Raw genomic sequence first — 12193 nt, 5'->3', positions numbered from 1 at the left:
AAGCAATTGCAGTATGACTGTTGCGTTGTTTTTGACCCTTGCCTTTGGCACCAATGCGTCCCGTGCCTGCGCAAACAGCCTTGAGCTGCACACTGTGAATAAAGTCCAACAGGAAGTTACAAAACAAAACTTTGAGCCAGATGATCCCCAAAATAACCATACAATCTTTGTTGCAGCGTATAGTGTGCATGGCAATACTGCGCTCACAGATGCATACATTGCCGAACTATTGCAGCCATTTACTAATCGAGAGTTGAGCAATGAACAAATTCATCTAGCAGCGCACACACTGCAGCTAGGTTATGCAAAAAGTGGACTTTTTGCCGCGCGGGTAATTATCCCCGCACAAGCTGTTGTTAACAATACAGTCACATTGCATGTTTATGAGGGGCGCACAGCTATTGGTGGCATTGAACTACACAATTCCCAAAACCGCGTCGACAACAGTCGACTTTTTCAATATATCCAAAACAACATAGTGCAAGGTGAGCTTATACAATCGCGAGATTATGAACGGGTTATCTCGCTCATAGAGCGCTTACCAGGGATGAGTTCACGCGCCACCTTGTACCCCGGAAGTAGTGTAGGTAGTGCTAACTTTTTGATTGAGACACATGATGAGGCGCAGTTTGATGGCAATATTTATGTTAATAATTACGGCAACTATTACACTGGCAAAGAACGTTTTGGTGCGCAACTAAACATCAACAGCCCAAGCAAATCCGGTGACAAACTCAGTATTAACGCCCTCAGTGCAACAGGCCACTCACACTATGGGTTAATAAGCTACGATATGCCAATTGGAGGGGATGGAGCACGCATCGGCGCGAGTATAGACTACGTTAGCTACAAATTAGGTAAACGCTTTGCCTCGCTTGATGCACAAGGTGACAGTTCACAACTGCGATTATTTGCGAGCTATCCGCTTATCGCCAGTAGACACGCAAACCTCAACTTAGTCTCTGACTTATTTTCACTTAAATCAAAAGACAGCGACAACACGGGGCTGCTGTCCAAAAGAACGATTAGCGGTATTGAAATTAGCGTTAACGGTGATCATGACGATGACTTCATCGCCAATGGTGTTAGTTATTTCTCACTGTCGATGACTTTGGGAGACAATGATATCAGCGGCAATGATGATTACATTGCCTTTGATAATGCCAACTCGAAGACATCAGGGGACTTTCGACGCATCAATTTCGAATTGGCTCGATCACAGCACCTCAGTGGTCGTTTATCTGGCTTCCTATCATTAAAAGGACAGTTTGCTGACAAAAACCTCGATGCATCGCAGAAGTTTTATATTGGTGGTCCGCACAGCGGCGCAGGTTATCCTGTGGGTGAATTAAGTGGTGATGATGCCATGTTACTCTACGCCGACATTCGCTACGACCTCGACAGCACAGTGCAAACACAGGCGTCTATTTTTTATTCTTACGGAAAGGCTAAGCTTTATCATGAGCCTTGGCCGAGTATGCAAGTCAACACACCACAATTGAGTGGCGACATTACCTTACAATCTATGGGTGTGGGCACTCATATCACGTTATTTGATGACTTGGCTGTAAACCTAATTATTGGCAAACAAGTGGGAAGCAATCTTGGAGCCGATGTATTAACCGGTGAGGACACCGATGAATCAAACAGTGACTATCGTTTTTGGGCTCAGGCCTTATACACGTTTTAAGGTAAATATGATGAAACAATGCCTGCTCCTCATAACTTTTTTGTTAGCAAGCGCACACCATGCAAATGCAACTCCCCATTGCCAAACGTCACACTCATGGCAATGTCAACAGAACCATGGGCAAACACAGCAAAATCAGTCATCTGCAGCAAACCAAGCGGGTAATACTCCTAATCCAGAGCCAACTAACCCAAACCTTGGTGAAACAACCCCCACGAACCCGAATATCGATATAACAACTGTGATCCCATCTCCTGTTGCTATCAAGAGTAAGTACAAGCAAACAACTGCGCCACAATCATCCAAGCCTCAAATTGGTACGGCCACACGGTATAACTCAAAATCAAAACCCACCGCCAAACCGATGGCGACACCACCGCAGGTTCAAACGCAAACAACTGAACCTACACCTATACAACAAAGCACGCCCACACCTGTGAGCTCGCAAACGCCGAACACTGTTGTCGTTCCGCCTAAAAAATCAGATGCTGTGCCAACACCCATACAGCAAAGCACGCCCACTCCTGTGAGCTCTCAAACAAACACCACAGTAGCAGTACCACCTAAAAAATCAGATGCAGTGCCAACACCCATACAGCAAAGCACGCCAACACCTGTGAGCTCGCAAACACCGAACACTGTTGTCGTTCCGCCCCAGAAATCAGATGCTGTGCCGACACCCATACAGCAAAGCACGCCCACTCCTGTGAGCTCTCAAACAAACACCACAGTAGCAGTACCGCCTAAAAAATCAGATGCTGTGCCAACACCCATACAGCAAAGCACGCCCACTCCTGTGAGCTCTCAAACAAACACCACAGTAGCAGTACCGCCTAGAAAATCAGATGCTGTGCCAACACCCATACAGCAAAGCACGCCCACACCTGTGAGCTCGCAAACACCGAACACTGTTGTCGTTCCGCCTCAGAAATCAGATGCTGTGCCGACACCCATACAGCAAAGCACGCCAACACCTGTCAGTTCTCAAACAAACACCATAGTAGCAGTACCGCCTAAAAAATCAGATGCTGTGCCAACGCCTATACAGCAAAGCACGCCAACACCTGTGGGTTCTCAAACAAACACCATAGTAGCAGTACCACCTAAAAAATCAGATGCTGTGCCAACGCCCATACCACAGAGCACACCGACACCTGTCAGTTCTCAAACAAACACCATAGTAGCAGTACCGCCTAAAAAATCAGATGCTGTGCCAACGCCCATACCACAGAGCACGCCCACACCTGTGAGCTCGCAAACATCGAACACTGTTCTCGTTCCGCCTAAGAAATCCGATGCTGTGCCAACACCCATACAGCAAAGCACGCCGACACCTGTGAGCTCGCAAACACCGAGCACTGTCGTAGTTCCACCCAAGAAAACAGATGCAGTGCCAACACCCATACAGCAAAGCACGCCCACACCTGTGAGCTCGCAAACACCGAACACTGTCGTAGTTCCACCCCAGAAAACAGATGCTGTTCCGACGCCCATACCACAGAGCACACCGACACCTATGAGCTCACAAACACCGGGTACTGTCGTCGTTCCGCCTCAGAAATCAGATGCTGTGCCGACACCGATCCCGCAAAGCACACCCGTACCGCATCATTCAGTGACAGATCCAAGGTTAACTTCCCCTGTTGTGACAGTTGGCGCAGTGATACAAGCCCAAAATCAAGGGGCAAGTCATCTACTTGAAGTGCGCACACCAGCTACAGAAAACACAGTTCATGTATACACACAAGACAGAATTCAACTTGCCGACAAAGATGAAGTCTATGGATTGGAAGTGGATGGCTTTCATTTCAATGTCATCGGTATAAATTTACCAGAGCACAGTTACGACTTTATTGCCCCCCCCTCTGCCAACAGTGACAACTTCATCTTTCACTTTGACTTTGCGAGCGCCAAAATCCCGCTACAACAGCGGTATATATTCGATGACATAGTGACACGATATCGCAGTGGATTAACGTCAATTACTGTTATTGGCGAGACGGATGGTTTTGGCTCTGAACGATATAATGAAGCGCTTGCCCAACACCGTTCATCAATCATCATTCATGAGCTTATAGCTCGTGGTGTTGCACAGGATCATATTGAGTTGGTGTTAAATATCCGCTGCTGTAGAGCGCAAGCTCCGACTTCTGAGTCAGTCGCGAGCAGCAAAGAACAGCGGATCACCCGGGTTCATGTGCAGTGATACCAACCAACGTAAATATGAGACCAGATACAGTGTTGTAAAAATTAATTGAATAACAGTTTCAATACGTTAGCACTAAATTCAACCTGCTAGGATGTGTAACTTATTATGTTGATTGGTATGAGGTACTCAGCGACTGCATCCCTTATCAGTTGAGAATACCGTGTAAAGTGAATCACCTGCGCAATCAATCAGGTCGAGTAAGCAACATGTCTTGATGTTCTATGCCATCTTCTAGGTATCGTTCACCTTGTGTCGAAAACCCTAACTGACTATAAAAATCAATAAGATAGGTTTGGGCGCTTAACATGACTTGCTGTTTTGGGAAATAATGTGCACATACAGCTAAAGCCTGCCCCATTAGTGCTGTTGCCAAACCTTTACCACGCATATTTTCAACGCACAAAACTCGGCCAATCGCCACTTTCTCTTGTTTTTGTAAACATCGCGCATAGGCCGCGAGCGTACCATCGACATACCCCATGATGTGCACCGTTTGCGAGTCGATATCAGCATCATCCAGTTCGGGGTACGGGCAATTCTGTTCAACTACAAACACATCAACTCGCGCACGCATCAAGGTAAACAGCTCATGCGTATTTAACTCGCTAAATGTCTTACTGTGCCAAGATATATTCATTATTCCACCCTAATACAAAAGCCCAGACTAACTGGGCTTGTTGGAGCTATGGTTATGCCAACTTGAATTAAATAATTGTTCTTCCAAGCGGGCTGAACATCATGCTCACTTTTCTCACACAATTGGTATTACTGGTTTATATCAGTGGATCAAGCGCTCTAACTGGTCGCATATTTGCGATAAATTAACGTGGTCATGCTCAATCGTCAGATCAATGTAACCATCAGAGCGAAATGCCCTATCAAGTTCAATTAACACGTGTGTTTGGTGCGTCTCCGGAACAAATGACAGTTCAACCTCTTGGATACCGAACAAACCTCCACGATTAGGGCGATACTCCAATTCTTGATAACAACCCGAAGTTGATTGAAAGCTTGGTGCACGTAAATACCCTTTCTCCACATCTGCTTTTGCAAGGTTAAATCCAAGTTTATCCATGGCTTGCATACACGTTTTTATCGCTTCATTTGGATAAATGTGCAGTATATCTCGATCACTCGCATCCAATGCCAAGTCAATATTTAAACCAGTTTGGATCCACACTTGAGTTTGGTTGTATCCCGCGTGAAGTTCCGTTATAGGAGTTTCTGAGTGCAAACGCGCCTCAAACGGAATGCGCACTTCATCACCTGGAGCAATAGTTAACTGCTCACTAATACGCCACTTTTGAATAACATGATTGGTAAAATAATGTCCGTCTTCTGACTCGACTTTAACGCGCGTCATTAATGCTAATTCAAGGCCTGAGATATCTTGCTCGACATCGCCACCATTTATAATAATTTCAGCGTGAAATTTCTGTCCTGGGTGCAAATGCTCTGTTTGCAACACTGTATCTACTTTAGCCGCCCCAATACCCACTGAGGCCAGGATTTTTTTAAACATAACTACTCCTGTTTGAATATCCTTTTGAGCATCTTAACCACATTTTTATTACCTTGTCAGTGAAAACTTTGCTTTGACGCCAAAATGGATACATCATCTGTATCTATAACGCCAATTCACTGAAGTACTCGTGTATCTATTTTCAATAAGCTGGTCATTGGTTACACTGTAAGTACACAGCATATAAAAACAATTTTATGGAACTTATCTTCTTCGCCATCGCCTTTGTATGTGGCTTTGCTGCATATCAAATTAAACTTCCCCCTATGGTGGGCTTTCTTCTGGCCGGCTTCGTTCTGAATTTCGCTGGCTATAAAACGACGGATTTGTTGAGTAACATTGCTGATTTGGGCATAACCCTGCTGTTATTTAGCATTGGTCTCAAGCTCAAAGTTTCTAGTCTGATGAAAGTGCAGGTGTGGGCTCCTGCCACTGCCCATATCGTACTCAGCACCGCATTATTTGGTGGCTTTTTGTTATTACTTGGCGCCATCACTATTCCCCTCTTTGCTGACTTAAACTGGCAAACTGCTTTGCTACTTGGCTTTGCATTTAGTTTTTCAAGTACTGTATTTGCTGTAAAAGTGCTAGAAGACAGAGGTGAAATGGCCAGCTTGCACGGTAAGATTTCTATTGGCATCCTGGTTATGCAAGATATCTTTGCTGTGCTTTTCCTCGTTGCCAGTACAGGCAAAGTGCCAAATTATTGGGCGTTTGCGCTATTGGTACTTCTGCCATTATTACGACCTGTAATGTTCTGGATATTAAACCGCTCTAAACACGGTGAGTTACTGCCTTTGTTTGGCTTTTTCTTTGCGCTTGTGATCGGCTACCAAGCGTTTGAGCTGGCCGGTATTAAGGGGGATTTAGGGGCACTCATTTTGGGCATGATGTTTGCCAGCCATAAAAAGGCGGGGGAACTTGCCAAATCATTACTGAGCTTCAAAGACATTCTCCTTGTTGGCTTTTTCCTAACTATTGGCCTCAACGCGGAACTGACTTTCAATGCTCTGGTTGCAGCTCTGTTAATTGTTGGTGTTCTGGGTGTCAAAGTCGCGCTCTACTATGTACTGACTAATGCCGCACGTTTACGGGCTCGTACATCGCTACTCAGCGCCTTTACACTTGCTAATTACAGTGAGTTTGGCCTTATTGTGTGTGCCGTGGCTGCAAGCACTGGTTGGCTGTCTTCACAATGGTTGGCAGTGGTCGCGACTGCGGTTGCCATTACTTTTATCATCGCCTCACCTCTGAATGCCCGCGCCAACGAACTCTACGTAAAAATGGAGAACTGGTTGTTACGTTTTGAAAGTGATTCTCGACTTGAAGAAGAGTTACCCGTTAACTTGCATAAAACTCGCATTGTCATCTTTGGTATGGGCCGAATAGGAACAGGTGCCTATGAAACTATTGCCAGTTACTATCCTGATGCCGTAGCAGGTATAGATATCAAGCCAGAAGTAGTCGCTAAACATATTAAACGTGGACGCAGAGTATTAACGGCGGATGCAACCGACCCTGACTTTTGGCAGCGTCTCAACCACTCAGAAGTTGAAATGGTTATGTTGGCCATGCCAAAACACAACCAAAACATTTTCGCTTTACAGCAAATTAAAGCCTCAGGATACAATGGCCAAATTACTGCCATTGCAAATTACCCTGATCAACAACGAGAACTGCAACAGCTCGGCGTTGATTCCACCTACAACTTTTATCTAGAGGCTGGTAGCGGCTTCGCCGAGCATGTGAAACAGAAGCTCGCGCCGAATAACGGACAGTCTTTTCCATCTCAAAGGTAACCTGCAATAGGTTACCTTTTTCTCTTTAATAACTTGAATAAGTTAACCTTTTTGTACCCAAAATTGTTTCACTCTATTTACAAAGCTTTACACGGTTGTTAGCAACGACTCAGAAAAAAGGAGTACACTTACTTCGTGGTCTGGAGAAAGCATACACAAGCGTCAAATACGCAACAGAATATCGTTTTTTCCAGTGAAGTTTTAGCAGTAATGGAGCAGGGGTTGATATGTCAGTAAGTAAAAAAGTATCGACGATTCACACTATGGACTCTCAACAATTGCATGATGTGCAACAACAGTTAGACCATATTCAAGATTCGGGTGTGACCCCTCAATATATGCGTTACGTGCTATTTCAAAAAATGTTGGATGTTTATCAGGTTCCAAAAGATCATACTATTCGTTCGAACCGTACACCTGACAGACTTGATGATCCCACTTTAATCAGTCAATTAAAACGAATGGGTTTTTCAAAACAAAAGACCCTTCATTAACAAGTTTTCTGAGGGCCTACTCCCTCATTTAAATAGGCTGACACTGCCCGTCGTCAGCCTATTTCCTCCTTCACTTTTGCTATTACTCTTTCTTTATTCTCCATCGCCTACGCGCGACTTTGTCGTGCCATTGCAAGCTACAAATGACCACGCTTATGTATGAGCATTTTAATACACGTTCACTTATATCAACTTAGGGGGGATCGTTGTAAAAAGAAAATGGTAACGACATGATGAATTTTGCACCACCTAACTGGCTATCTGAAATGGTCAGTTCACCATGATGCCACTGCACTATTTTGGCGCCTATTGCCAATCCCAGGCCATATCCACCGGTACGCTTATCTCTGCTTTGGTCTAGGCGAATGAAAGGTTTGAATATATCAGCACGTTTTGAGTGTGGAATACCATCACCATCATCCTCAACACATATCTGACATGCTTCTTCTGTAGCACTCACAGACACCCGCACATGACTGTGTGCGTGCTTGATAGCATTACCCAGCAAGTTTTGTATAGCTCTAGCTAAAAAGTGGGGGTCGCAGCGCAACAGGTTTGGCTGCTCATGGCATACATCAATGTGAATATCACTATCAAAACTCAGCTTGTCTACTAGAGCATCGACTAACTCATTCAAATCGACCAACTCAAGAGCCAGTGTCGGCCCCTGACCATCTAGGCGTGCATAATCAAGCATTTCACTGACTAGATTCTCCAGCTCAATGACATCAGCCGTCATAGAAGTAACGTATTTCTCTTGGCGCTGGCTAGCGTTTTGCTCCAGCATGGCCAACGCAAACTTAAGACGCGCAAGGGGTGTCCTAAATTCATGTGACACTGAGGAGGTCAGCTCTCGTTGCGCGTTTAGAAGGCTGTAGATACGCTGCTGCATTACATGCAACGCGTCCGTGATAGGCAACAAAAACGAGCGACCCACACTACGTACATTCACGTCAGTGTGGCCATCAACACGGGCGCAGGTTTCACTGAGTTTGTTAAAGTCTCGCCACAGCATGAAGCTCCACAAGCCAACAGGAGCGCCCACCACGAGCAGTAAGAGTAGATAAGGTGCTATAAAACTTTCGCGCTGAGATTTAGGTAAGGCCACCGGACCCACTTTTAATAATTGCCCTTGCCCAATCGGAACATACCAAATGAGGCGTTCTTGAGCATCAAAAGCATGAACTGAGGTGCCTTGCTGCAACCCTTGCTCTAAGTCTGCTGGCAAAGCGACATCGTCTCGACTCATTTGCTGAGTTTGATAATATTTTTGGATATATGCCAAACCAGCAGGGCTTTGCGCCAATGCGCTGAAGTTACTCCCTAACTCGGCCGCTAAGGGAGTCGATTGCTCAGGCAATGGCCACAATCTCTCAACTGCACCAGTAACAATGACCAGTGAGATGATGATATATAAATAGAGGCTTACGAACAGCTTGCCCAAGTTATTTATTCACTCCAGGCATCACTGACAAAAAGGTAACCCTGACCCCAAACAGTTTTAATCTTATATGGCTTATCACTGTTGTCACCAAGCTTTTTGCGCAATCGTGAAATGCGCACATCCACGGTTCTGTCCAAGCCGTCGTATTGGCGACCAATCATCTTTTCGTGTACGTATTCTCGACTCAACACTTCGCCAGCATTACTTGCCAACAACCATAACAATTCAAATTCATGGGATGTGAGCGTTATTTCTTGAGATTTAAGGGTCACTATGCGGCTGGTTTTATCGATTTTAAGCTGACCAAATACGACCTTTTGCACACTCTTATCTTGCTCTTGAGAGCGCCTAAGTAGTGCGGTAATACGCGCCAATAAAACACGCGGTTCCGCAGGTTTAATAACATAATCATCTGCCCCCAATTCTAAGCCAATAACTTGGTCAAAATCTTCACCTTTAGCGGTGAGCATCAAAATGGGTAATGCATATTTATCGCGCACTTCACGGCATACAGTAAAACCGTCTTTACCTGGCAGCATGACATCTAGAATCATCAAGTCTACTGGGTGCTTAGCTAGGTAATCTGATACCTCGTCGCCACGAGACAATACCGCTACCGACAAACCATTTTGCTCGAGGTAATCGCGCGTTAACTCTTGTAACGCTAGATCATCTTCTACTAAGAGTATGTTTGCCATCAATTGACTCCTGAATCAAAAAAAGCTCCATACAGAGCGTAAGCGACGGCGCGAACTGCGAACCGTTTGCAACTCAAGTTCAGAGGAGACTATTAACTCCCCTGTATTTTTATGGGTCAGGGAGTATATGGCCGGCAACTGAACCTCGGCTTTATGCTGTAATTGCCCAGTGCTCACCCCTTCCCAGCACTGTAGTGTACGGTTGTTCTCTTTCACACAAACGGGCTCTGCACTGGTTGCGGATGTCGGCATAGCCCATACAATTGTCATCTGCGCTACACACACATGCTGCACATCTTGTACAACGCAATAACGCGGAGTAATTGAAAAAGTCACCTCTTTATCACCACCAGCAGCATGATTGCTTTGCATGAGTAATAGCAGCACTTGTATGAGCAATCCAATGCGCTTAGTCATATTAATACACGTACTTCACGCCCAAAAATGCGGTTACCGACTGCTCGGACTCAAACAACAGGCTTTGCTTTGCGAGTGAATTAAAGTCCACGTAATGAAAGTGCAAGCGCAACGCGGTGTGTTGAGTCAGCAAATAAGAGATGTCGATTTTAACATAGGGGTGCACACTACTGCCAAGAGTTTGCTTACCTAACTCCAGAGCTTCTAGTTCACTAAACCCATAATAATAAGTGTTGAGTTCGTTGCTGCTGTACTGCACACCAAAACTTGGTTCAATGAGCCAACTGTTCAAAGACACAGTCTTTCGCCAACCTAACTGGGCACGCTGGCCGCGATACACATCACTCACATCAGCAACCATCGTCAGTGAAATCTGGCCAAAATCACTGAAGTAATGGTATTCGAAACCACCATCGAGCGCCCATCGGCGAGTATCTAAGTCATTAATATCGATATACTTTGGGCTTTGTGATTCAACCGCAAGCGCGCTTGATTGTAAGGCGAAAATATTGCTCGGATGCCACTTCACAAAGTAACGGGCATGAGGATTTATCTCAAAAATAGCACTCAATACATGATTTGATGAATCCACGAAGGTGTAGCCAAGCTGGGTATTATCGAGATACCAAGTATCGGTGTAATAAGCGACATCGGGAATAACATAGAGATTAAGATCATCACCGCCATACAGTGGATTCGTGACTTTCCCATAGCCAAGGTTGACGCCCACCTGCCACTGTCCTAGTTGCATCTGTGATGCAAAAGCGGCCTTGCTGCATAGCAATACGAGCGTAAGCAAAATAATCACGCCACCAGTTAACCCATACCTCAACACATTAAATCCTCATCATGCTTTGCAAGGCATTATTGAGCGTATAGTAGCAAGCGCTCAATGACTAAACACCTACCGATAACAACTGTTAACACTTTAGCGCTGATTGATTACGCATTATTGCACTTAAAGCGCAGCAGCAACCTGCCAACACGCTTTGATGACTGGCTCAGACAGCCGCCGCTGTAGAGCAACTAACCCAATCTCAAGGGGCGCTGGCGCATCATCTACCTGAACTATTTGCACTTTATCGTTAAAAGGGCTGTTCTCTAATACAACTTGAGGGATCAACGCTACACCAAGACCGAGACTGACCATAGACACCAATGCTTCATGACCACTGACTTGGGCGTATATGGGCGGTTGAATGCGCCGAGCACGCCACCAATTAATTAATCGCGTTCTGTTTTCGCCTTGCTCTGGCACAATGAAAGGCAGTGCCTGCCAAGGCACAGAAGACGATGTCGCCACCAGTTGGCTTACCTCACAGGGGATGGTTGGGGCGATGAAAACAAGCTCAGACCAACCTAGGCGTCTAAACGACAACTGTTGGGGTAACTTTGCAGGCTTAGCGGCGATAGCCACATCTTCATGATGATCAAGTACACGCTCCAGTGCATAGGCAGGGTCGCCAGTATGTAATTTCATTTCCACTTGCGCATATCGCGCTCTGAGAGCCGACAACAAAGGATTTAAAAAACTGTATGCAGCACTGACCGAGCAATAAATACTTAACTCCCCCTGCACCTCATCTGCTTCATTCAAGCTGGATTTGAATTGCTGCCAATGCACTAAGGTAGATTTTGCATAATGACTGAACGCTTCACCTGCTTGAGTCAATTGCACATGGCGATTATCACGGATGAATAACTCACAGCCGACCTGCTCTTCCAACTGCTTTATGTTACGGCTTAACGTGGGAGCGCTAATGTAGCAACGGCTACTCGCTCGACCAAAATGTAAGGTCTCGGCGAGTGCGAGGAAATATTCTAATTGTTTATGTTGCATAACCGCCCCACGTTTCATTATATGAAATACAATAATGCAAATATATCATTTTACGCAACATAGAATTTTACCTACAGTCA

Annotated in this window: 11 protein-coding genes; 4 read left to right on the top strand and 7 right to left on the bottom strand. The window is 45.3% G+C overall.

All coding sequences use genetic code 11. The features are described 5' to 3' along the window. Positions 1–13 precede the first annotated feature (13 nt). Together AAEU32_RS03425 and AAEU32_RS03420 are read left to right on the top strand one after the other, a co-directional pair. Positions 14–1690: a ShlB/FhaC/HecB family hemolysin secretion/activation protein gene (locus AAEU32_RS03425; RefSeq protein ID WP_421969132.1), complete on the top strand. Its 1677-nt coding sequence runs from the start codon at positions 14–16 to the stop codon at positions 1688–1690. A gap of 7 nt (positions 1691–1697) precedes the next feature. Next, on the top strand, positions 1698–3896 hold the full coding sequence (locus tag AAEU32_RS03420) for an OmpA family protein (RefSeq protein WP_421969131.1): 2199 nt from the start codon (positions 1698–1700) through the stop codon (positions 3894–3896). A 187-nt stretch (positions 3897–4083) separates the two neighbouring features. Here the strand turns inward: AAEU32_RS03420 and AAEU32_RS03415 are convergent, their stop codons facing one another. Both AAEU32_RS03415 and AAEU32_RS03410 read right to left on the bottom strand, forming a co-directional pair. Then, positions 4084–4536 carry a GNAT family N-acetyltransferase gene (locus tag AAEU32_RS03415; protein WP_421969130.1) on the bottom strand — a complete coding sequence of 151 codons (453 nt, stop codon included), beginning with the start codon at positions 4534–4536 and terminating at the stop codon, positions 4084–4086. 141 nt (positions 4537–4677) lie between these two features. Further along, a complete protein-coding gene (locus AAEU32_RS03410; protein WP_421969129.1) occupies positions 4678–5421 on the bottom strand; it encodes a sporulation protein in 744 nt (247 codons plus the stop codon). Between the two features lie 197 nt (positions 5422–5618). Between AAEU32_RS03410 and AAEU32_RS03405 the strand changes: the two genes are divergently transcribed. Then, entirely contained in the window at positions 5619–7220 is a 1602-nt protein-coding gene (locus AAEU32_RS03405) for a cation:proton antiporter domain-containing protein (protein WP_421969128.1), read from the top strand. A 227-nt stretch (positions 7221–7447) separates the two neighbouring features. Further along, positions 7448–7714 (top strand): hypothetical protein, encoded by a 267-nt coding sequence (locus AAEU32_RS03400; RefSeq protein ID WP_421969127.1) that lies wholly within the window; start codon positions 7448–7450, stop codon positions 7712–7714. Positions 7715–7907: 193 nt separating this feature from the next. On the opposite strand, the gene AAEU32_RS03395 is transcribed toward AAEU32_RS03400, so the two are convergent. The 5 genes from AAEU32_RS03395 to ilvY form a co-directional block, all read right to left on the bottom strand. Then, the gene (locus tag AAEU32_RS03395) at positions 7908–9158 is read right to left on the bottom strand and encodes an ATP-binding protein (protein WP_421969126.1); all 1251 of its coding nucleotides are present in this window, start codon (positions 9156–9158) and stop codon (positions 7908–7910) included. A gap of 5 nt (positions 9159–9163) precedes the next feature. Further along, positions 9164–9856, bottom strand: coding sequence for a response regulator (locus tag AAEU32_RS03390; RefSeq protein ID WP_421969125.1), 693 nt, complete (start codon positions 9854–9856; stop codon positions 9164–9166). Between the two features lie 15 nt (positions 9857–9871). After that, entirely contained in the window at positions 9872–10273 is a 402-nt protein-coding gene (locus AAEU32_RS03385) for a DUF3019 domain-containing protein (RefSeq protein ID WP_421969124.1), read from the bottom strand. Position 10274: 1 nt separating this feature from the next. Beyond that, positions 10275–11108, bottom strand: coding sequence for a MipA/OmpV family protein (locus AAEU32_RS03380; protein WP_421969123.1), 834 nt, complete (start codon positions 11106–11108; stop codon positions 10275–10277). Between the two features lie 123 nt (positions 11109–11231). Further along, the gene (gene ilvY / locus AAEU32_RS03375) at positions 11232–12113 is read right to left on the bottom strand and encodes an HTH-type transcriptional activator IlvY (protein WP_421969122.1); all 882 of its coding nucleotides are present in this window, start codon (positions 12111–12113) and stop codon (positions 11232–11234) included. Positions 12114–12193 lie beyond the last annotated feature (80 nt).

It is taken from the genome of Pseudoalteromonas maris (genome assembly GCF_049257235.1).
Taxonomy (GTDB): domain Bacteria; phylum Pseudomonadota; class Gammaproteobacteria; order Enterobacterales; family Alteromonadaceae; genus Pseudoalteromonas.
The sequence above is the reverse complement of the archived record's forward strand: the minus strand, read 5'-3'. Positions and strand labels throughout refer to the sequence as shown.

Coding starts and splice junctions, on each gene's coding strand:
- AAEU32_RS03420 (WP_421969131.1), top strand. CDS start 1,698: ATGATGAAACAATGCCTGCTCCTCATAACTTTTTTGTTAGCAAGCGCA.
- AAEU32_RS03410 (WP_421969129.1), bottom strand. CDS start 5,421: ATGTTTAAAAAAATCCTGGCCTCAGTGGGTATTGGGGCGGCTAAAGTA.
- AAEU32_RS03425 (WP_421969132.1), top strand. CDS start 14: ATGACTGTTGCGTTGTTTTTGACCCTTGCCTTTGGCACCAATGCGTCC.
- ilvY (WP_421969122.1), bottom strand. CDS start 12,113: ATGCAACATAAACAATTAGAATATTTCCTCGCACTCGCCGAGACCTTA.
- AAEU32_RS03390 (WP_421969125.1), bottom strand. CDS start 9,856: ATGGCAAACATACTCTTAGTAGAAGATGATCTAGCGTTACAAGAGTTA.
- AAEU32_RS03400 (WP_421969127.1), top strand. CDS start 7,448: ATGTCAGTAAGTAAAAAAGTATCGACGATTCACACTATGGACTCTCAA.
- AAEU32_RS03385 (WP_421969124.1), bottom strand. CDS start 10,273: ATGACTAAGCGCATTGGATTGCTCATACAAGTGCTGCTATTACTCATG.
- AAEU32_RS03415 (WP_421969130.1), bottom strand. CDS start 4,536: ATGAATATATCTTGGCACAGTAAGACATTTAGCGAGTTAAATACGCAT.
- AAEU32_RS03405 (WP_421969128.1), top strand. CDS start 5,619: ATGGAACTTATCTTCTTCGCCATCGCCTTTGTATGTGGCTTTGCTGCA.